15 protein-coding genes are annotated in these 21,749 nt (G+C 50.6%); 3 read left to right on the plus strand and 12 right to left on the minus strand.

The annotated features are described in order from the left end of the window. Positions 1 to 61 precede the first annotated feature (61 nt). The 9 genes from ACFVTB_RS20980 to ACFVTB_RS21020 form a co-directional block, all read right to left on the minus strand. Positions 62 to 2,461, minus strand: coding sequence for a glycoside hydrolase family 9 protein (locus ACFVTB_RS20980; RefSeq protein WP_387753521.1), 2,400 nt, complete (start codon positions 2,459 to 2,461; stop codon positions 62 to 64). 22 nt (positions 2,462 to 2,483) lie between these two features. Beyond that, entirely contained in the window at positions 2,484 to 3,440 is a 957-nt protein-coding gene (locus tag ACFVTB_RS20985) for an ROK family protein (protein ID WP_387753524.1), read from the minus strand. Positions 3,441 to 3,511: 71 nt separating this feature from the next. Beyond that, complete coding sequence (locus ACFVTB_RS20990) at positions 3,512 to 3,922, minus strand: VOC family protein (protein ID WP_387753526.1); 411 nt, start codon at positions 3,920 to 3,922, stop codon at positions 3,512 to 3,514. A gap of 4 nt (positions 3,923 to 3,926) precedes the next feature. After that, positions 3,927 to 4,907, minus strand: coding sequence for a zinc-binding dehydrogenase (locus tag ACFVTB_RS20995; protein WP_387753528.1), 981 nt, complete (start codon positions 4,905 to 4,907; stop codon positions 3,927 to 3,929). 51 nt (positions 4,908 to 4,958) lie between these two features. Continuing rightward, complete coding sequence (locus ACFVTB_RS21000) at positions 4,959 to 5,774, minus strand: sugar phosphate isomerase/epimerase family protein (RefSeq protein ID WP_387753531.1); 816 nt, start codon at positions 5,772 to 5,774, stop codon at positions 4,959 to 4,961. A 25-nt stretch (positions 5,775 to 5,799) separates the two neighbouring features. Beyond that, complete coding sequence (locus ACFVTB_RS21005) at positions 5,800 to 6,441, minus strand: ThuA domain-containing protein (RefSeq protein ID WP_387753534.1); 642 nt, start codon at positions 6,439 to 6,441, stop codon at positions 5,800 to 5,802. A 70-nt stretch (positions 6,442 to 6,511) separates the two neighbouring features. Then, on the minus strand, positions 6,512 to 8,068 hold the full coding sequence (locus ACFVTB_RS21010) for an extracellular solute-binding protein (protein WP_387753537.1): 1,557 nt from the start codon (positions 8,066 to 8,068) through the stop codon (positions 6,512 to 6,514). Positions 8,069 to 8,177: 109 nt separating this feature from the next. Beyond that, a complete protein-coding gene (locus ACFVTB_RS21015) occupies positions 8,178 to 9,062 on the minus strand; it encodes a carbohydrate ABC transporter permease (RefSeq protein ID WP_387753540.1) in 885 nt (294 codons plus the stop codon). Positions 9,063 to 9,081: 19 nt separating this feature from the next. Continuing rightward, positions 9,082 to 10,017: an ABC transporter permease gene (locus ACFVTB_RS21020; RefSeq protein ID WP_387753543.1), complete on the minus strand. Its 936-nt coding sequence runs from the start codon at positions 10,015 to 10,017 to the stop codon at positions 9,082 to 9,084. 673 nt (positions 10,018 to 10,690) lie between these two features. On the opposite strand from ACFVTB_RS21020, the gene ACFVTB_RS21025 reads away from it, so the two are divergent. The 3 genes from ACFVTB_RS21025 to ACFVTB_RS21035 are packed head-to-tail and all read left to right on the plus strand — an operon-like array spanning position 10,691 to position 13,039. Next, a complete protein-coding gene (locus ACFVTB_RS21025; protein WP_387753545.1) occupies positions 10,691 to 11,773 on the plus strand; it encodes a LacI family DNA-binding transcriptional regulator in 1,083 nt (360 codons plus the stop codon). A gap of 48 nt (positions 11,774 to 11,821) precedes the next feature. Then, a complete protein-coding gene (locus tag ACFVTB_RS21030; protein WP_387753547.1) occupies positions 11,822 to 12,592 on the plus strand; it encodes a ThuA domain-containing protein in 771 nt (256 codons plus the stop codon). 21 nt (positions 12,593 to 12,613) lie between these two features. Beyond that, positions 12,614 to 13,039, plus strand: coding sequence for a VOC family protein (locus ACFVTB_RS21035; protein ID WP_387753550.1), 426 nt, complete (start codon positions 12,614 to 12,616; stop codon positions 13,037 to 13,039). Between the two features lie 108 nt (positions 13,040 to 13,147). Here ACFVTB_RS21035 and ACFVTB_RS21040 read toward each other — a convergent pair whose 3' ends face one another. The 3 genes from ACFVTB_RS21040 to ACFVTB_RS21050 form a co-directional block, all read right to left on the minus strand. After that, complete coding sequence (locus ACFVTB_RS21040) at positions 13,148 to 14,314, minus strand: response regulator (RefSeq protein WP_387753553.1); 1,167 nt, start codon at positions 14,312 to 14,314, stop codon at positions 13,148 to 13,150. Beyond that, positions 14,311 to 16,113: a sensor histidine kinase gene (locus ACFVTB_RS21045; protein WP_387753556.1), complete on the minus strand. Its 1,803-nt coding sequence runs from the start codon at positions 16,111 to 16,113 to the stop codon at positions 14,311 to 14,313. Before ACFVTB_RS21045 ends, ACFVTB_RS21040 begins: the two co-directional genes overlap by 4 nt. 158 nt (positions 16,114 to 16,271) lie before the next feature. Continuing rightward, positions 16,272 to 21,104: an S-layer homology domain-containing protein gene (locus tag ACFVTB_RS21050; RefSeq protein WP_387753558.1), complete on the minus strand. Its 4,833-nt coding sequence runs from the start codon at positions 21,102 to 21,104 to the stop codon at positions 16,272 to 16,274. Positions 21,105 to 21,749: the final 645 nt, after the last annotated feature.

The following is a 21,749-nucleotide window of genomic DNA, read 5'->3' on the forward strand; positions in this document are numbered from 1 at the left end:
TACCGACAAGACTAACCGGCAGATCGCGCTGCCGGTCAGTCTTGTCGCGTTATGATGTTGCTCAAGCCTCGTTCCGCTTGTCGTACGCATACAAGTCAGAGAGCAGCGACAGCCATTTGCCCGCAAGACCGACCCATACTTCCTTGTAGGTGGCATTGTTCATTTGCGGCCAGTACGGAATATCCTCGTTCTCGAAGGTTTGTACGCCTACCGGAATTTCGCCTACTATTTCTCCGCTAAGTACGCTGTACTGCTGGGCGAAGTTATAGCCCTCGCCGTACATCAGCGATTGACCGAACGGATTCTTGCCTACTACCCACTGCAGCTGGCTTTCAGCAATCGAGATCAGCTCCGGATCCTCAAGCAGCCTGCCCGCCAAAGACGCGGCCTTGCCCGTAGACAGAACGATCGCCGTGTTGCCCTTGAACGAGAACCAGACCGGAAACCGCTTCAAGAAATAGTCGTCGTTCAGACGGACGCCCTGCTTCAATTGCTCCGTATACCATGCTTTCGCTTCTTCTCCGACCAACAAATGCTGGAGCGCGAAGCTTTCGCGATCCTCGTTCTCGTCCGCACGGTAAATGCCGCTTGAAATCATAGGATACGGCGCGGTAAAGGCAGTCAGAAACTTAACATATTCCCCGTAGCTTCGGACGGATTTCATCCAGTCGTCGTGCTTGGCATGCTCGGGCTGCGTCTTCAGAATTTCGTCGAAAGCCTGCAAATACAGATGCTCTCTAGCCTGGTGATTGAAATGCTGAACGACCTTCTTCTCCGGCGTCCGGTAGAAGAAGCCCTCTACGGTCTTGCCGTCGTCGGTTCGAATGCCGGCAAGCTCTTGAGAATCAATCACATAGTCCAAATATTCGACAGCCTTGCCGGCATAGAAAGCTTCGCCCGTCAGCCTGTATTGGAGCGATGCCGACCAGGAAGCCGTTGCCATGAACAAGCTTTCCGAGCTCATGTAGGTGTGCTCCCAGAAGATTGGCTTCGGCGCGAAGCCTTTAAGCTCGAATTGCTCCACCGCATAGTTAAAGTCCTGGACTGCGCAGGACGCTAATTTATCTCTAAGTCGGTCCCCGTCCTCCATGAACATGGCGATCTGCGCTTGGATGCCGGAGAGGATAAAGTTTTCATACGGATTGTTGTGCACGCGGGCCGTCATATCGTCCATATTGCCCATGATGCCGTCCGACCAGATTCGGATCCCTGCGCTTGTAGCCCGGTAGCCGTCGCCAAATCGGGTTTTCAGAATGAAGTCCACGCCCCATTCTCCCTCTTCGACAAGACGAAGGTACAGCGGATAGTTGCTCTCCTTCACCTGATGGGCAATTTCGTAGAGGGCGCTTGCCACCTCTGCCGTCTGCACCAACTGCTGGGATACATCGCCCGCGTCGTGCCATCCGCCGTTGAATATGATCGCGCCGCCGTTATGACGAGCAAGAATATCTTCATGGCAACTGCCGTGAATGCCATGCACCGGACAGCCGCAGCGCTCGCAATAGATAAAATTGATCGATTTCCAGATCGAATCTTCCCATCGGTCCGCCGTTCCGCCAATCTCGAAAGGTTTTGTCAGCAGCTCGCCCACCCGGACGATATACTTCCCTTTCTCCTTAAAGGCCGAAAAGTCCACGACGGAGAAGCTGCCGATAGAGGTGCTTATATGATTAACGGGACCGGTGAACTTCACCTCACCCGTCTCGAGCTCGATAACGGTAAAAGCCGATGTCTGCTGCTCTGCCAAAATCATCGTTTTAGGTTGGTCCACGCTGTAGCCGTTGTGAGAAAAAATGATATCCTTGCTTCTTGGCTGCCATCCTTTCGAAATGTTCGGGTAGGCAACTCTCTCCAGATAGACGTTGCGAATGAGATATTTCATCGTATCGCCGCTCGCACGGTCTTTGCCGTACATGTCGTAACCAAACTCAAGCTCAGTAATCCCGTCCCGCGGCAAGTCCGGAATTTCCATCGAGCATACATTCCACTGGCGATCTTTCAAATTGATCACATTGGACCCTTCCCGATTATAAATATCAGGGATTTTGATCGTGCCGTCATTTTTAATCATGACTCTAATATGCGGATTCGACATCCCGCTGCAGTCCGGGAAAATTTCGAAGGAAATCCGGTTGAACCTCTCCCAGTTCTCATGTTCGAACGTCCGATAGATGCCTACATGCCCGTAAGTGCTATAATCTCCGTCGCTGGGCGAACCTTCCGGCCATGCATCCATCACAAACGGGGAAGTCAGCTGCAACAGCCTGCCTTCAAGCACGCTTGACGCCCCGAGTCCGCGATGCGTCCAATGATCGCCCCCCGCAGCCTGATCGAGAATGACTACCTTGTCCAATACTTCCTTCTTCAAGCTGTCCGCTTCCAATGACGCGCTCTCATCCACCTTAAGCGGTCTGTGAATCAGATTGGACCGTTCAAGTTCACGTGCAATTTTCGTTGCCATGATATCGCTATCCCTCCCCCTGTTAAGCTTCCTGCATGGTTATCGTTCGTATAGCGAGCCTTGAGGCGCCCTTTAATCCGATAAAGTCCTCGTCGATCGTTGACTTCTTCACGCCGTTAATAACGAAACGCATCGTCTTCGCCTGCAGCCGGGACTGCAGCTTATCCACAAACCAGTTCCCGCTAACCACGCCGCCGCCAAGCACGACAGTGTCCGGATCGGAGAAACGGACCATGTTCATAATCGTATCCGCTACAGCCTGCAGCGCGGTATCCACTACCTCTGTGCAGAGCTGATCGCCTTGATCGTAGCCTGCAAAAATCTCTTCGACGCCTACGCGGCCTTCGTTCGGAATGACAATGACCGAATCGGGATAAGACGGCTTCAGCGCAACGATCCGATTGTGCATTCCGAGACCGGAAGCGAGCGGCTCCACGCAGCCCTTTCTTCCGCATACGCATTGAACATCGCTATTATTATCTACGACATGATGCCCAACCTCACCCGCATTGAAATGTCCGCCAATAATCGGCTCGCCGTTTACTACGCTGCGGGCGGCAATCCCCGTACCGATATTCATATAAAGAAAATTGTCCGAATAGGTGCCGCAGCCCCATTCCTGCTCCGCAAGAGTTGCGCAGTAGACATCGTTGCCGATTGTGCACGGCAACGCGAACAGCTCGCCGATTTTCCGGGCGAGCTCGATCGGCCGGCTTCTGGAAGGATCGATTTCAAGCCAGACACCCTCGCTCGTATTGACCCGTCCTACTACGCCGATACCGATTGCCGCTGCTTCGCGTTGCAGTCCCACTTCCTTGATGTAATCTTCGAGGGCTGCCGTTAACGTCTCAAACGCTTGTTCTTGCGATACCACCGTTGATTCATAAACCTTGCTTCCGAGCACTTCGCCGTCCAGCGAAACTTCCCCGATCAAGATTTTGGTTCCTCCCAAATCAATAGCCAGTACAGACTTCTCCATGGTGTTTCCTCCTGATAACACTTGCTTTTTTGGCGCAGGAACTGAAGACTAGCAGGGTACTAACGCCTGTTTTAAGCGTCATCCTGAATGAACTCGACGAGCTCGCCGCCAGGGGCGCGGACATAGGAGAAGCTCAAGCTGACGATTTCACCCGAGCGGGTTGGAATATTGCTATGGCGCGGAACGCCAAGAGGCGTTGCTCCCGCCGCCACGGCCCGGCGTACCGATTCCTCGATATCCGTCGTGCGAACCGCCAGATGCTCCCACATCCCATCGATGAATTCCTTTTTCGTTTCGTAGATTTCCAGGAAATCCCCATCGCCCAGATCTACCAGCACCGCATGATCCTCTTCTCCGTCCTTGCCCCATTCCACGACAAAGCGCGCGCCCAGCCCTTCCATGTAAAACTTGACCGTACTTTCGATATCCTTCGTCTTTAAGCAAACATGATGGATACCCTGCTTTTTAGTTGTCGTATACATCGTCTCAGCTCCAATCAAAAATAACGCACGGTTTCGTCAATACGCCGTCGGCGATTCCCGCATACACTTCTCCGCATGCACTTGGCGCATAGCTGTCATAAATGTTCTCGACCTGAATCAGCCCGTCGCGAATCCACTCCATCGCTTTCCTGATGCTTCCATTATTGCTGTTGGGATGAAACTCTGAAGAATGTCGCGGAAGGGACCACTCCCAGCCCGAATTAACCTGTACGTATCCGTAGAAAATGCTCCGCAGCAAATCATGCGCAAACTTGTCCGTCGAACGGAACCATGGCACGCCAACCAAATACAGTTCACCGCCCTTGCGCAAGTTGGCAAGCAAGGAATACACCGCTTCCTCCCTGCCTGAGCAGTCTATCGCCAAACCGGCGGTCCCTTTCAGTGCCGGCACTTCTTCCGGCGAGGCATAGACATGTCGCAATCCGCAAGAGCGGGCTGTTTCCCTGCGGCCCTCGTTCGGATCGAAGGCATAGACTTCATAGCCGCAGTGCTGCATGACTTGAGCGCACATGAGACCCACGATGCCAAGTCCCGTTACCATAACCGATTCTGTCGGACGGATTCTGGAATGAATCATAGAGGTCATCGAGACGGCCGGGAATCGGCCGATCACGGCATGCTCCGGCTTCATTCCCTCAGGCACCGGAATATAATCATTGAATTTGACCCGGCTGTACGCCTGATGCGGGGACAAGGCAAGAACGCGTTCGCCCGCTTTCACATTCGTAATCTCTTTCCCCACCTCGAGCACCTCGAGAATAGCGGCATAGCCGGTCTCTACCGGATACTTCATTCCCCCGGTATAGTCCTTATAAGCGCCCATCTCCGAGCCGTTCGAAACGAGCGATACGATCGTTCTTCCTATAATTTCATCGGCCGCAAGCGGCGACGGATCCCAATCGCACTGCACAAGCGACGCTTGCTGCTTGCCTGTGAATCTGATCGCTTGATTTGTCTGTATCACCGTAACCTCTCCCACTGGCTTGTTAGCCTCTAAATGTCTATCTATGCTCTGTTAAATCCCTCTGTCTTCAGCTGCCCGAAGCCGGCTCAGTTGCTCCATCATTCCGGCATAACACCGTTCCGCGCCATCGAACTGAGGATACTCGGCCTCCGATTCATGCTCTACGATCAGCCACTCGGTTCCCGAGCGGATGCATGCCTTAAGAATAGCCTGCCAGTCGTTGTCATCCGTAGCGCTGCCGATGAAGGTCTCGTGACCAAGCTTGCCGGAGAACGGCTTGCAATGCACAAGCTCTACTCTGCCCGGATGTTCTGCGATAACCTGGGCCGGATCGGCCTCCGCTTCGATGCAATTGCCCGTATCCAGCTCTAGAATGACGCCGGAATCGGTATGTTGGCTAAGAAGCGACCATGGCGTTGAATCTCCAAAATGCGTATCGAATTCATGCGCATGGGTATGGTATCCGATGCGGAAATTCCGCTCTTCCGCCAGCTTTGCAAGTTCGTTGATGCGGGCTGCGTACTGCACCCACACCTCCGCGCAATCCTCGCTCTGCTTATGTCCGATTTCCCAAGGCCCGCCCAAGGCCGGGATAATAATACGGGTCGTTCCTGCGCGGGCATGGTAGTCCAGCGTTGCTTCAATCGTATCTGCCTGCAGCAATTTCCATTCCGTATGCCAGCCGCAGTTGACGAGTCCGATTTCCTCCAGCAAAGCTTTAATCTTCTCCGGTTCGTGATCGAACGGGCCGTAGAATTCCACCCCATCGTAGCCGATAGCTTTGACTCTGCGCAGCGTCGATTCCAGATCTCTCTGAAACTCCTTGTATACCGAATACAACCCTAATGCAACCGATATCGAACCCACCGACACATCGCTCCCTTGTTATACTCTAGCTCTGTCTAACAGCCCAGTCCGCGCCGTTCTTCATGAGTTGAATCATTTGAGGATGACCCAACGCTTCCGGATTATGCCCCGGAGTCAGCGCCACGACTTTGCCTGCCCCAACCTGATGCGCCCATCCTCCTGCTGCCGTCACATGCTGGGAAGTGCTGAACAGAATCACATCGGTTCTTGTCGTGTCCACTTGACAGTAGTAGTGCTCGTCAAGAGCGGTGAACGGCTCGATGCCCTCGATAATCGGGTGTTTGAAGCTAGTCGTCGGATTATTCGTCACCTCTACATGATAGGGAGAGTGCTCGACGAAGCGGCCGGAATTCAGCTCCATATAGAACGGGCTGTCCGGCTCGATGAGGACAAGCCCTGCATGTATGAACATCATGCCCATGCCGTTCCGCACCTTCTGGACAATCTGAAGCTGCTCTTCCAGAGTCAGATTAGTCTCGCCTTCGGGTCTTCCGTTCGTAAAGAACAGGGTCAGATCTGCCACTTCCTCGGTCTCGATCAAATCTCTCGCCCGATCCGTGAGAATAACCTCCCACCGCTCCGCATCGAACACCTTCTCCATAACCGGATCGATGACTTCCTTCGGATGGTTAATATCATCGCGAATAATGTATACTTTGCTCTTCATAACACTACGCTCCTCGCCATCTTTAGAATCCCGTCCCTTCCCTTGCGGGAAAGGACGGAACCGCTAATGTTTACTTTTTGGATGCAAGCCAAGCTTTGACTTGTTTTTCTACTTCCGTTCTAACCTTATCGAGACCTGCGGCTTTGGCTTTTTCTATATATTTGCTGTATCCCTTATCCACATCGCCGAGAAGGCCTGCCTCCAGCGGGATTCCGAATTGGCTATTTACATCATTGAGCGCGGTATACTCCGTCTCGATGCTGCTCTTATCCAAGACAAATCCTTCGAAAATGTCGGGAACCACTTTATTGTTGATCTTTTCCATCATAGTGTCGTAATGTTCCCAAGCATCGCTCTTGCGCTTCTTGAATGTTGCGTTGCCGAACATTCCGCTAGGGAAATAGTTGAAGGATGCGCCGTCCGCAATGGCAGACGTATCGATCATTCCATCGGAAGTCAGGTTGTAGTTAACGCCTTCTGTACCGTAAGTAATGAGATTCCAGAGATCTTCATGCTGCTGGATATAATCCAGTACCATTAGCGCTCTTTCTGGATTCTTGGCATTCGTCGAGACGGCCGCCATATTGCCAGTCGTGGAGCCATGAAGAACGGAGTCCGGATTTGCTTCGAAATACATAAAGTAATTCAATTCCCAGCCCTCTGCGCTATGTTCATTCTTCACCTGCGTCGCATGGTTGTTATAGCCCGGCAGCTGTTCGTTGAAGGATGCTGCCGCTACGCCGTTAAGCACTTGTGATACGCCCCAGTTCGTGCTGGTAAGAACGCTGGAGGACCAGAAGCCGCGGTCGGCCCAATCCTTCATTTTGTACATGTATTCTTTGAATTCCGGTGTCTCGATAACGCTGCGCACTTCGCCGTTTCTCGGATCGTAAACAAAGTTGTAGAGTCTGTCGTGAATTTCGTCGATACCGATATAAGGCGTGGTGTATATCCAAGAAGTACCGTATACCTGGCTCTGATAATCATCGCTTGGGACGATATCCGGCTCATTGTCCTTAATTCCTTGCAGATATGTCTCGATATCATCCATGGACTTGATTTCAGGCAGATTGTGCTTCTTTCTTAAATCCTCTCTGTATACGAAGGCTGGCGCCGTTACGCCCGTTTCCAAACCGGGAACGCCGTAGATCTTTCCGTTGACGGATGCCGCATCCCACGTCGTCTTCGGAATCTGCTCCCAGAGGTAAGGCGCGTACTTCGGCAGCAGATCGTCAAGCGGCAGGAATGCATTTTTGGCAGCATAGCTTTGATAATCCAACCAGCCGGGAGCCGCCTGCATCAGGTCGTATTGTTCTCCGGAAGCAACAGCCAAGGCATAGTTGTTTTTGTAGTCGTTGCCTGCCGCGTAAGTGAACTCGATCGTCGTATTGAGCTCCTTTTTTAATACGGCATTGAGCTTCTCCCAGTACTGCTTCGAGAGGTCCGTATTATTGGGCGCATCGGAAATCGCATACATTCTGAGCTTGACGTAATCCAGATCGCCTGTATACCCCGAGTTCGCATTGCTGCTTTCCGCCGGCGCCTTATCGTTGCTGCACCCAACGCTGCCGAGGACCAACGCCGCTCCTACTAACCCCACTGTCAGTTTCTTCATCTTTTTTCTCATCTTACACTTTCCTCCTCTTTTAGATAGGAATAGTTCCCGCTTTTTGACCCTTGTCCCGATTTACAAAAAGTAGGTTTATATAGTAATTTTCATTACTACCGCTGTGTAATTATCCTTTTACCGCACCGATGGAAATACCTTGAACAAAGTACTTCTGCAGGAAAGGATATAAGAAAATAATTGGTCCCGTGGCCACGATTGCATTCGCCAGCTTCTGTGTCTCCGTCGGCAGAATTTTACCGGTAAAGTTCTCCGCTCCGACCGAAGCGATCTTGGAGGCGGCATTCAGAATGTTGTATAACCGGTATTGCAATGGCCACAAATCGGCTTTCGTAACATAAAGAGAAGCCAGATACCAATCATTCCAGTAGGAAAGCGCCAGAAACAAGGCAATGGTGGCCAGGATCGGCTTAGACATCGGCACGACGATCTGCAGCAGCGTACGAAACTCCCCGGCTCCTTCCAGCCTGGCCGATTCCACGAGGGCGTCCGGAATAGTTTTCATAAAATTACGAATAAGCAAGATATAAAACGAGCTGCAGATGGCCGGAATGATCAACGCCCAGATGCTGTCCTTTAATCCCAGCTTGGTAACCACGATATACCAGGGTACCAGGCCGCCGGAAAAAAGAGTCGTAAAGTAAATCATGAAAGAGATGACATTGCGATATTTCAATTCACTTCTGGAAATGGCGTAACCGCAGAAGGTCATGACCATCAGGCCGATCCCGGTTCCCGCCGCGGTTACGAAAAGACTCACGCCGTAGGCTTTGGCAATCTGCCCAGGGAACAGGAAAATACTGCGGTAGCCGTCCAGCGAAAATCCTCTGGGCACAATGGAGTAGCCGCTTTTCAGAATCTGCGCGCTGTCCGAGAAAGAACCGGAAATCACCAGAATAAAGGGCAGTGCACAAATAATGGACACGATTGAAAGAACGATATAGAAAAATATTTTTAATCCTTTTTCGCTGGCAGACAGCTTATGTGTATTCATGTTTCTCGACTCTCCTTATCTAGAATAAGGCATTTTCTGGACTCGCCTTACGTATGAGCCTGTTGACGGTGATCACAAGGATAAAGCCAAATACGGATTGGTAAACGCCTGCTGCCGTAGAAGTACCCAGATTGAAGTTGACCGTCATCGCACGATAAATGTAGGTATCCAGAACATCCGTTGCATAGAACAACTGCCCGTTTCTCTGAATCAGGTTATAGAACAATTCGAACTGCCCTCGCATGATACCGCCGAGGCTGAACAGCACCAGCATAATGAATGTCGGCTTTAACATCGGCAGTGTGATGTACCTGATCTCCTTGAACAGGTTGCAGCCGTCGATTTTGGCCGCTTCGTAAACCTCCCGATCAAAGCCCGTGATCGCAGCGAGATACACAACCATGCCGAAGCCCGTACTTTTCCACAAGAAGAAAAGCGTAATGATAATCGGCCAGATCCATTCGATCATATACACGCTGACCTCGTGCCCGCCCATAGCCTTCATCAGCGAGTTCAGTACGCCGTAGTTGCTGTTGAAAATGTTATAAGCAATCGTACCTACGATAACGTAGGAAACAAAGTGCGGCAGCAGCATGATGGATTGCGATGCCCTCTTAAAGAGTCGTCCGACAATTGTTGTAAGCATGATCGCAAATATACATTGCATGAGATTTCCCAGGAGAATGAACACCAGATTGTAAAGGAGCGTGTTCTTGGTCAAGTAAACGATCGGTGCATCCCATCCGCCTGAAACGAAATACTGAAAGTTTTTCAATCCTACGAACGGACTGTGGAGAATCCCTTTGCCGAAGTCATAATCAATGAACGCATAGTACACGCCCATCATGGGGATATAGCTGAAAATCACAAAAAAGATCAATGCCGGAAGCGTCATTGCATATAAAGTCTTGTGTTTGTACAACTCGTTGCCTACACCGCGCATTACACCACGCATTGCATCTACTCCCTTTACTTTTGGTATCGATACCAAAACCTTATTTTTAAGGGTATTTCATTTCCAAACTGACCTGACGTAAGATTGTAAGCGGTGCCAATGTGATTTAAAAAAAATAATCGACCTCGATCCATCATTATCGGCACTATTATTCCCTAGTTCAAGCGTTTTTGGTACCGGTACCAAAATAAATTAAAAAAATATAAGCAACCTCCGTTTATCATTTTTTGGAATTCCAACCCCTAACTTGAACTATAAATTATACCATTCCTTTTTGTCAAACATTAAATTTACTTCGACACCCCCAAGATGGTATCGCTTTCAAATCGAAATAAAAATAAAAGCATCTTTCCGTTTCTCTGTTTTGGCATTTCCACTTCCTACCGTGAACTATAAATTAAATAATTACTTTTTGTCAATCTCCATTCCAAAGATTTTATTTTACATTTTCTATGCAGAATCGACATTTTGGTATCGGTACCAAAATGTTTGCGAACTTCGTTGACTTTTAATTTTCACCATAATACAATTGAGAAAAATAAGTTATTGCCTGTTTATACCTGTTTTTACCTGTTATTTAAGCTTATGGTCACATCACGCATCATCCTGGTACCGGTTACAATAACATATACTGGCGATTATGTATGGATGTTATAGAAGAGAGGATTTTTTTATGTCAGATGATCGGAAAAAGCTTACGATTTATCAAATCGCGGAGTTAAGCGGGGTGTCCGTTTCCACCATATCCCGCGTTATCAACAACAGCCCTTACGTTTCCGCAAGGACCAAGGCGCGCGTAACCGACATCATTAATAAACACCACTTCTCGCCAAGCTCCGTGGCCCGTGCCATGACCAGCAATCATACGCAGACGCTCGGAGTCATCGTATCGGACATCACGAATCCTTACTTCAGCGAGCTTTATTTGGAGATTCAGCGCTACGCGGTAGATTTAGGGTATTCTATCATTCTATGCAACACCTTTTACGGGGGGTCCAACCACGGCGTTTCCGATGCTATACCGGAAAATACCTATTTCCAGATGATGCTGGATAAGCAGGTAGACGGCGTATTGATTTTGGGCGGCGAGATCGACCGGGATAACATTTCAGATTCCTATAAAGAAGCCTTAAATCGTATGGGCAAGCAAATTCCGGTCGTCATTCTGGGACAATCCGTTCCGGATTGCAATTGTATCTTCCTGAACCGAAATTTAAGCGGCGGCATACCTGCCCTGATTCATCATCTACTGGCGCTGGGTCGCCGCAAGATAGGTTTTGTCGGAGGCGAGGAAGGGATTCGTACGACCACGGCCAGGCTGGCCGCCTATACGCACACGCTGAAGAATCTGGGGATCTCCTTTGACCCTTCCCTGATCTCTTTAAGCAATTATTATGCACCGGACGGCTATCGAGCGATGGCCAAGCTGCTGGAGCAACCGGAAACGACCCCCACCGCAATCATATGCATGAACGATGCGGTGGCTCAGGGGGCCATCCGTGCGATAAAGGATAAAGGACTGAGCGTTCCGGAAGATATTTCCATTGTCAGCTGCGATCAGTTTCCCTCCGGCGAATATACCTGCCCCCGCCTGACAACGCTTGACCAGCAGAACAGCTACCTGGGGCGCATGTCCATCATGACCTTAATAAGCGCTATTAATAATGATTCGGAAGGAATCAACATTTCTCATCAGCCCCATTTAATCATCCGTGAATCATGCGGCGCCCATCTCGGTTTACAATTCCAACAATAGCAGCTAGGCCATCAACCCGAACGAAAAGCGCAAGGGGGAGCTTTCTATATGGAGCGTAAAATCCATGTCACCATATTTAACGAGCACAACCAGGACCGCAGCGAGCCCGTAAAATCAGTCTATCCCGATGGCATTCATGCCGCTATCGCCCAGGCTTTTCATGGCCATGATGATTTTGAAGTGACGATTGCCACCCAGGATATGCCTTCCCATGGACTTTCCGAAGAAATTCTGGCGGCTACCGATGTCCTTATCTGGTGGAGCCACATCGACAACGCCGCCTTTGACGATACAATTGCTAATCGCATTTGCTATCATGTCGTCAACCGCGGAATGGGCTTCGTCGCCCTACATTCCTCCATCTTTTCGAAACCTTGGCAAAGAATGCTCGGCATCTATTATGATGCCGGTCTTTGGGGGCGCTTTCGTACCATGCCCAAGGGTGAAAAAGAACGCGTCTGGGTAACCAATCCCGGCCATCCCCTCACCTATGGCATTAACGATTGCATCGAAATTCCCGCGGATGAAATGTACGGCGAGCCGCAGCTGATTCCCGAGCCGGATCAGACCGTCTTTATTGCCTGGTGGGAGGGCGGCGATGTCTGCCGCAGCGGCAACGTCTATTACCGCGGAAGAGGAAAACTGTTCCAGTTCACTCCCGGACACGAAACGTTTCCGATCCTGTACCAGAAGGAAATCCATCAGGTGCTGCGCAATGCCGCAAAATGGATGGCACCGAGTCCCGAGATGACGATTCCGACATCGTCCGACGGTTACCTTCCCCGCGATGCTCGCGAAAATCTGGACCACAGACGATAAGAAAGGCAGGGTGTTAAGCGGATGTATGTAAAACTAAAACAAAAAGGGATCCATCACGTTTGTCTGCGCGTGCCTGATTTACATGTTACCGCAAACTTTTACAGAGACGCCTTTGATGCCGAGCTTGTTGCGGAATGGGGCGCGGAAGGGAAAGAGGATCACGCCTTTATTCTTGATCTGGGCACCGGTGATTACTTAGAAATATTCGGCACTTCCGAACCGTTTGCCCTTGGCAAATGGCAGCATGTCGCGATTTGGACCGACAACATAGAAGCCGCTTTCGAAAGAGCGATCGCGAGCGGAGCTACAGTCGCCGCCAAGCCTGCCATCTCCCACATTCCTACCCGTTCCGGCCAGGTTGTTCATATGAAATATGGCTTTCTGAATGCACCTGGAGGAGAAACCGTCGAACTGATCCAGCATGTGGATGCGGATGCCCATATATAAGCAAGAATAGCGATGAGACTTATGAAAAAAGCGACGCCCTCCGGCAAATCCGGATCGGGTGTCGCTTTTTTTCAGCGAATTACATTTGTCGAGGCTTGCAGCAGCTCCTCAAAGCTTCGCGGTTTTTATCTTTTTATCCATACATGCCTGTACTAACGAGTCATATAGACCGGTCAGCTCCTCAGAAGGGCGAATATTGAGTTCCCGATTGAGCAGACGAACATAATCCGTATAGAGTGCGGTCAACCCCTTTTTGTCCCCAGTCATCTCGCGTATCATCATCAATTGGCGTATCACCGACTCGTCCAAAGGATTGTGCTGATTTAACTTCAGCAATAACTTTGAAGCGGAGCTTGTATCTCTGAGCGAAATTAATGCAGCAGCAAGGCGTTTGACAAATGAGACGTACATTTGGCTATAACGCTCCGTTTCGTGAATAGCCCATACATACGCTTTATCGCCGAACAGATCACCCGTATAGAGCCGTTCAACACCTAGGGCAATTTCCACATGATCGGAATCAATGGTATGTAGTTCATTCGCTTTTGCTTCAAACTCTACATAATCAATAATGGCGCCCTTCAATTCAATTGCATATCCATCGTTCTCTGAGCGTATGACCTCGCGCATACCAAGCGGTTCCAGTGACTTGCGCAGCTGATACACGGTCGTGTTCAAATAGTTCTCAGCACCTGCTTGCTCCATGCCGCCAAAAATATCAGTAACCAACTTGGAACGTGGAATACGTCTGCCTCGATAAAGCAGTAAATAGGCAAATAGCTCTGTGCATTTTCGGGAGATCCACTTCACTCTGCCCGCTTCATTGCTCACAACAATGTCTCCGAGTGCAGTAATACTGAACCTCTCTGCATCCTGTGGGGGTGGCACCTGGTTTGTTGTCCATTGAAAAGCACGCCAGTTTGTAAGCGCACGATGTACGGTCCGCTGGAGCCTCTCCTGAGAAACCGGCTTAACCAGGTAATCGATTACCGAAAGTTCATAAGCTTCAAGAGCGAAATCCTTGTGAGATGTAACGAAAACAAGTTGAACTGGAGAGCCAGAACTTCTTAACCTTGCGGCGAATTCCAACCCGTTCTCGCCTTTCATTGAGATATCAACGAACGCAAGGCCGATGTCCGCGTGCTCTTGTAAGAAAGAGACCGCCGACTTCGCGTCCGTGAAGGCCCCCGCAACATGAACCTCTGGAAGCTTTTGTAACATTTTTCTTAAAATCAAATGCATTGTCGGATCATCGTCTACCAAAATCACCCTCACGTGTCATCACCTCCCATCCATCTATCAATACCGTCTATCTCGCTGCTTGATCTTTGTAAAGTAAAGAAAAATGTCGTTCCCACTCCCGGGACGCTGTCAAACCACAGATTTCCACCGTGAATCGCTATAAATTCGCGAGTGAGCATAAGCCCAAATTTGGAATGCTCTGCCCCCTCATTCGGGTCGATCACTTTCGTAAAAATATCGTCACGGCGCAGCATGTCCGCTGTCTCTTCATCCATTCCTGTTCCATTGTCACGTATGGTCACAACGATCCTATCCTTGTCCAGCGCAGCTTCGATTTCAACCCATCCACCAATTCCCGTATACTTTATCGCATTGGAAAGCAAGTTTCGTAGAATGAGATCAAGCATCTCTTTATCCGCGCTAACCGTAAGCTTCTCGTCAATCAGCTCTCTCATTACAATATTCTTCATTCCTGCCTTCGACTCTGCTAGCAGCAAAGCTTGACGAACAACTTGCTGCAAATTCCAGCTTAGCGGTCGAAAAACGACATTCCCTTTCTGGCTGCGATACCAGTCGAGCAATTTCTCAACTAGATGAAATGTATTCTGCACTTGCCCTTGGAGTACGCCGAACAATTCGGCATGCTCATTGTTATCCGCAGCGAGCTCTTCGCCAAGCAGCTCGGTTAAACTAACCAAGAGCGCGATCGGATCACGAATGTCGTGTGCTACAATAGTAAACATTTTGTCCTTAAATGAATTTAATTCCAAAAGCTGGCTTGCACTCTCACGCAGCCTAAACTCGTTTTCTTTCAACTCCGTAACATCGTTAAACATGATCATTTTTCCGATAGGTGTACCTGTATCATTGATGAACGAAACGTTGCATTGATAATGCTTATTGACGCCAGCTTGAGATCTGGAGAACGGGAACCGCTCATTTTCGTTATGAGAGCCAAGAATGTGATGAGTCAATACTGGATTCGAAGAGAGAACCTCCCGGACATGAGCGGGGTAATGCTTCGTCAGAGTAAGTTCCGGTAAGACGCCTTCAGCCGCTTTGTTGTAACTAACAATCTGATCCTTGTAATCGAGCAGGATAACACCATCCCTGATGGTGTCGAACACTTGCGTCAGCGCAAGCGGCGTAAATCGGAGCAGATTGAAGCGCAGAATCCCCCATGCATAGACGATCCCTGACACTGCGAATCCAAAAGGCGTCAAGTCGACGACCATTCCAAACCACAAGGATATATTGAAAAGCAGGGGCACTGCGGCTCCCGTGGTCAGTACGATAATTTGCTTGCGAACGATTCGTGAAGACCGCCAATACATCGGTATAAACAGGAAAAAACCACATAATATCATGAAGTAATTATATAGCGTGTGTGCTTGATATCCTGGCCCTTTAACCGTTGTGTACAAAGGAAATGAAGATTGCTCATTGAGGATATATTGTTCATAAAAAAGATGATGCCACTCATTGGTCAAATGGAGAAAAAAGACTCCTACGGGGATCAGAAAAAGTGCCAGCGCAAGGCGCTTCCGGTAACGCGAAGCCGTCCCGGAAAATTGGATGACCTGGAAAAGCCAAAGTGTTGTGATGAATGGAATGCCCACATATTCGATTTGCAGCGATAGTTTAACTTCGTATAAGTTGCGGCTTAACAACTCTAAAGCATAGCCAATCGCGTAGCAGGCAGCTCCTATCATGATCAAAATCATCGTTCTAGCGACTGGTAGATGACGTTTCTGATAGGACAAAAATGCAACGTATATCATGAGTCCCGCTGCGAGAAAAAGCAGTAAGGACAACCATTGTACTATGTTCAATGCAGCTCTCTCCTGACTGTGGAACTACGTAACCCTCCTTTCAATATACATGCTAATTGGTCGAGTATCTACCTTCACTCACAAAGAGAAAAAAGAGCCATTCGGGAGCTTAGCCCTGACGGCCCTTTGAGCTGAATTCATTTGTTTATTTTCTTCTTTTAATCAATCATAGACAAGTATTGCAGCAACCTGTTAAACATAACCGCCGCCTGCGCCCGCGTCGCATTTTCGGTCGGCGCGAATCGTCCGTCAACCATTCCCTTCATAATGCCGGCTTCCGCCGCTCTGGCTACTGCCGATTTCGCCCAGGAAGAGATGGAGTCGCGGTCCGTGAACGCAGCCAAGTATCCGTCCACTTGTTTATCGTTGTCGGTTTCATGTCCGATAAAGCTTAAGACATTCCCGATCAAAACGGCCATTTGCTCGCGGGTGATTGGATCGTTAGACGCAAAGCGATCCTCGCCGTTTCCTTTCACCAGTCCGTTCTCCACCGCTGCATAGACAAGCGGCGCATACCATGCGGAGGCAGGGACATCCACAAAACGTGTGCTTCCCTCTTTCTCTTTGACGGACAACCCAAGCCCGCGTACGAGCAAGGCCAAGAATTCCGCCCGCGAAATGGTTTCATCGGGTGCAAAATGGTTGGCCGTCTTGCCGTTCACCAGCAGCTTCGATGCCAGATGCTCCACATCCGCCTTCGCCCAGTGCCCAGCTAAGTCGGCGAAAGTTCGGGCCTGCACGTCTATGACCGTGTAGAGGCTGTTGTGCGGCAAGCTCAGAATCGCTTCTGTTGAGCCGTCAGGCGCGGTTTCCAGCCTTGCCGGAACAAAAACGACTGTTCCGGTCGCTGGATCATATTGAACGGCAACTAAATTGCGGTTTGCCGTCGTTCCGTCCAATTTGATCGTCCGAACCATATACGTTGCGCCGAAATCGCGTACCTCCGACGCTTGCCCGTTCGCTTCCGCTATCACCTTATAATCGATAACGCCGCCGAATACGGTAAATCCTTGGGAGACGCCGAGCCGCATGATCTTCTGTCGAATCTCCTCGCCAGCCTGTTCCTGAATAATGCTCACAGAAAGATCCGATAATTCCGCGTTTAGACGTTTCGCCAATCCGGCTAGGTCGAGCGCGCTTATCCGTAATCTGTAGCTGGATCCGTTCAGCTTCGCCTCGATGATCGCATTCGGATTAGCTTCAGCCATCTCCACGATCCAGTCGGCTGGGAACCGTGTCTGTACGACTTGCTCCTGATCGTTTATTTCTATCGTGACAAGCGGTTTCTTCGCATCCTTCAGGAGCTCCAGTACTCGATTCCCTGCCTGTTCGGATAGTATGACCTGTTCGATCGTCGTGCCGTCCGGACGTGTCACTTGTTTAATATCAGACGTTTGGACAAGTACGGTAATTCCGCCGTCTGGATTTATCATTACGGTCGAATTCGATGTGATCGGTTGATCAATGCTATTCGACGAAGACGGTTTTGAGATGCCGGTGACGGTGATGCCCTTTACAGATTCATTGCCTGCTCCGTCTCGGGCATATACGGTATAGTCGCCGTTGGCGGTAACGGTGAATTGCGAAGCGGCCAAAATATCGGTCCCTTCTGTTCCATCTGCAAAATCGGCTGCATGAAGGCTGCCAGGCAACCAACGGAGCTTCGTCAGCGTATTACCCGCCGTTACTCCGTTCACGCTGGTCATCACGCTGATCGCGATAAGCGCCGACCCGTTCGGTGCACTAGTCAGAGTAACAACGGGCGGCTTCGCCATGATACGTATTCCGCTCGTGTCCGGTGCTTGATAGGTCAGAGAAGCGGCTTCACCGGAGGAGCGAACGATACTTGCGCCGTTCGGGAGATCTAACGCATTGGCAACTTCAATGCCGTCTACGTCCACGAGATCGGCCGGAACTTCGTATTCGAAGGTAAGTTCCGTCAATGCCGAGCCGCGCGTTCCCGTATACGAGGCATACGCCGTTTGAGCGGCGGCCCCTTCTCCAATCAAGAGCGGCACGGTCGGCGTACCGGTCACGGTTACTTCGTACCCGTAGGTTACGGTAAAGCGAAGCGTGTCGCTCTTGCCGTACAGATTATTAAACGGAACAGTCAGCACCAATTGTACCCAGGCGGAGTCAAACGTCTCCAAAGCCGTTTCCAAATTCGCGGCGGCATCATCCAACTGATGCTGAGTTTGGTTCAGTACATCGTCGGCAATTGCCTGCGCCGTATCGATCGCGGACTGTAAATCGGAGCGAGCCGCTGCGGACGCCTGACCGACTCCCGTGCCTTCGGGATGGTCCGCCAGCAACTGGGTTGCATTTTCCAATAAGTTCACGAGCTCCGTCGCATCTCCAGCCGGTATAATGGCGGCTTCAAATATATCCGTTGCCGTCTCCAAGTCGGCGACGGCATCATCCAATTGACCTTGCGTTTGTGTCTGTGCAACGCCGGCAATCGCCTGCGCCGTATCGATCGCGGACTGTAAATCGGAGCGAGCCGCAGCGGACGCCTGACCGACTCCCGTGCCTTCGGGATGGACTACCAGCAACTGGGTTGCATCTGCCAATAAATTCACGAGATCCGTCGCATCTCCAGCCGGTATAATGGCGGCTTCAAATGTATCCTTTGCCGTCTCCAAATGGGCGGCGGCATCATCCAATTGACCTTGCGTTTGGTTCTGTGCATCGCCGGCAATCGCCTGCGCCGTATCGATCGCGGACTGTAAATCGGAGCGAGCCGCTGCTGACGCCTGACCGACTCCCGTGCCTTCGGAATGGTCCGCCAGCAACTGGGTTGCATATGCCAATAAGTCCACGAGATCCGTTGCATCTCCAGCCGGTATAATGGCCGCTTCAAATGTATCCTTTGCCGTCTCCAAATCGGCGGCGGCATCATCCAATTGACCTTGCGTTTGTGTCTGTGCAACGCCGGCAATCGCCTGCGCCGTATCGATCGCGGACTGTAGATTGGAGCGAACCGCTGCTGACGCCTGACCGACTCCCGTGCCTTCGGGATGGTCCGCCAGCAACTGGGTTGCATATGCCAATAAGCTCACGAGATCCGTCGCATCTCCAGCCGGTATAATGGCGGCTTCAAATGTATCCATTGCCGTCTCCAAATCGGCGACGGCATCATTCAATTGACCTTGCGTTTGGTTCTTTGCATCGCCGGCAATCGCCTGCGCCGTATCGATCGCGGACTGGAAATCGGAGCGAGCCGCTGCTGACGCCTGACCGACTCCCGTACCTTCGGGATGGTCCGCCAGCAGCTGAACGGCATCCGCCAACGTCTTTTCCAACTCGTCAGCGTCGCCGGCCCGTATGATGGCGGCTTCGAACTTGTCCATTGCCGCTTCCAAATCGGCGACCGCGTCATTCAACTGACTCTGCGAATAAAGGCCGGCTTGATCGAAGATTTGCTGCGCCTCGTCAATGGCACTCTGCAAAGCGCTGCGATCGACGGCAGACGTTTGCCCCACTCCCGTCCCTTCCGAATGTATCGTCAAGGCCTGTCGCGCAACCGGAATCGCCGCGCCAAGCGCCGCCGGATTACCGGGTCCGATGACCGCGGCTTTGAACGTTTGAACGGCTGAACTTAACGCGCCTGCGGCTGCATCCAGTTGACTCTGCGAGTATTGACTAGCACTTTGGTAAATCTGCAAAGCCATATTGATCGCCGCTTGCAGCGCAGCGCGCGTAGGCGGCGACGTCTGTCCCACGCTTACGCCTTGCGGATGATCCGTCATCGCCAGCTGAGCATTCGTGAGCATATTTCCGAGCGTCAACGGACTTCCTGCCGGAATAATCGCGGCATCGAATGTATCCATCGCCGTTTCCAAATTGGCAACGGCGACATCCAATTCATCCTGCCTGAGATTTCCGGCTTGATCGAAGATTTGCTGCGCCGCGTTTATCGCGGACTGAAGCGCGCTGCGATCGACCTCCGATGCTTGTCCCATGTCCGTGCCCGCGGGATGATTGATGAGCGCCTGCTTTGCCTCCGTCAATGCACCTCCCAAAGCAGCGGAATTACCCGCCCTAATAATTTGCGACTGGAATGCCGCGATCGCCGCGGTCAACGGGATTGCGGCGTTCGTCAAATCAGAGACGACGGTGGCATTGCCGATTCCATCGATAAATAACTTGGCAGTGTCACGAGCCGCAGCCAAGTCATTGTAGGCTGCGGGCATCACTTGCCCTACGCCGGTTCCCGGCATATGGCTTGCCAGCAAAGATTTGGCCGTCGAGAAGGCTTCAAACAAAGCCGTTCCATCCACGAACGAGTAGCTGTTGCTTGCGGCAAAAGCGGCTGCAGGCGAATTCGCAATTCCGAATACTTTGAGATTGCTCGGATTTCGCTCAAAGGCGTTTGCCGCGATATTCGTCGCAGCGCCTAACACGGTTAAGCTGGTCACATTGTTATCAAAGAAGGCGCTAGCAGCGATGCTTGTCACACCGGCCGGGATGACCAGCCTCGCAATATCGTTGGTGTCGAAAGCCCCGCCCAAAATGGATATCAAATTTTCCGATAAGGTAATCGAAGTCAACTGATTCATATAAAAAGCATAGTTGCCGATCACCTTCACGCTGTCCGGAAAAACGACGTTAGTAAGCGGGTTGTTTTCGAACGCACTTGCCCCGATCGTTAACAGGCCGTCCGGAAGATCTATGGAAGAGAGACTATTGTAACGGAACCCATAGGTTTTAATATTCGTTACGCTGTCAGGAATCACGACACTTGTTAGTTTGGGCCTGCCGGTACCATAGGTATCGAACGCCGATCTTTCGATCGAGGTTACCGACGCCCCCGCCAAGGCGGCAGGAATGACAACGTTTGGGTCCGTACCCAAGTATCCCGTAACTGCTGCGCCGTCGCTGCCCACGGTGAAAGTAAAATCGCTTTCGGCCGCGTGCGCATATTGAAAATATGATAAGGACGACCCGATAACAAGCAACGCAATCAATAGGCATAAGACTGATTTTTTCATAATTTTCTCCTTTACTATAACTGAAACGAAATGATGGATGGCTTTCGAGGCTTGCGCAACTGGACAAGTCCTACATTTCATTTTAGATACGTGTAATGAAAGAATAATGAAAGAATCAGCCGATTTCGTTGACAAGGCTTGCGGGTTTTGACGTTTGCACGCTATTTATAGGCTCGCATGGCAAAGATATAGGCGATTCAGATACCATCGAGGCAAGAGTTCAATATCGCTTTGTTCTAACGCAAGAAGGGATGAACTATGTTTTTTCGGTATCGTGAGGCTTGTTAGCATCCCTGCCCTTTAGTTTAGAAACGTCAGCAGCCGGTCAATAATGACCGGCTGCTGTGTCTTATTAAGCTTTATAACCGTTACTCACGTGTGAGTAATAGTTACGATAAGGACTAAAAATCCCTTAAGCCCCCTAATCATATTGGAGAGTACCAAGCAAGTTAAGGTACACTAAGAAAGAGGGGGATGAGGTACATGAAGAGACGAAATCGAACGTATGAAGCGGTGCGACACCAAGCCGCACAAGAAGTATTATCTGGTCTGGATTGTCAACATTAAATTAGACAGCTTTTTTAAGGGCTACATGGCGATACTGGACAGGTGTCATGTACCCCAGTGATCCATGAATTCGATGCT

It is taken from the genome of Paenibacillus sp. NPDC058071, assembly GCF_042885235.1.
Classification (GTDB): domain Bacteria; phylum Bacillota; class Bacilli; order Paenibacillales; family Paenibacillaceae; genus Pristimantibacillus.

Excerpts from the sequence above, each read along its gene's own strand:
- ACFVTB_RS20980 (WP_387753521.1), bottom strand. The coding sequence starts at position 2,461 with ATGGCAACGAAAATTGCACGTGAACTTGAACGGTCCAATCTGATTCAC.
- ACFVTB_RS20985 (WP_387753524.1), bottom strand. The coding sequence starts at position 3,440 with ATGGAGAAGTCTGTACTGGCTATTGATTTGGGAGGAACCAAAATCTTG.
- ACFVTB_RS20990 (WP_387753526.1), bottom strand. The coding sequence starts at position 3,922 with ATGTATACGACAACTAAAAAGCAGGGTATCCATCATGTTTGCTTAAAG.
- ACFVTB_RS21005 (WP_387753534.1), bottom strand. The coding sequence starts at position 6,441 with ATGAAGAGCAAAGTATACATTATTCGCGATGATATTAACCATCCGAAG.
- ACFVTB_RS21010 (WP_387753537.1), bottom strand. The coding sequence starts at position 8,068 with ATGAGAAAAAAGATGAAGAAACTGACAGTGGGGTTAGTAGGAGCGGCG.
- ACFVTB_RS21015 (WP_387753540.1), bottom strand. The coding sequence starts at position 9,062 with ATGAATACACATAAGCTGTCTGCCAGCGAAAAAGGATTAAAAATATTT.
- ACFVTB_RS21020 (WP_387753543.1), bottom strand. The coding sequence starts at position 10,017 with ATGCGTGGTGTAATGCGCGGTGTAGGCAACGAGTTGTACAAACACAAG.
- ACFVTB_RS21025 (WP_387753545.1), top strand. The coding sequence starts at position 10,691 with ATGTCAGATGATCGGAAAAAGCTTACGATTTATCAAATCGCGGAGTTA.
- ACFVTB_RS21030 (WP_387753547.1), top strand. The coding sequence starts at position 11,822 with ATGGAGCGTAAAATCCATGTCACCATATTTAACGAGCACAACCAGGAC.
- ACFVTB_RS21035 (WP_387753550.1), top strand. The coding sequence starts at position 12,614 with ATGTATGTAAAACTAAAACAAAAAGGGATCCATCACGTTTGTCTGCGC.
- ACFVTB_RS21050 (WP_387753558.1), bottom strand. The coding sequence starts at position 21,104 with ATGAAAAAATCAGTCTTATGCCTATTGATTGCGTTGCTTGTTATCGGG.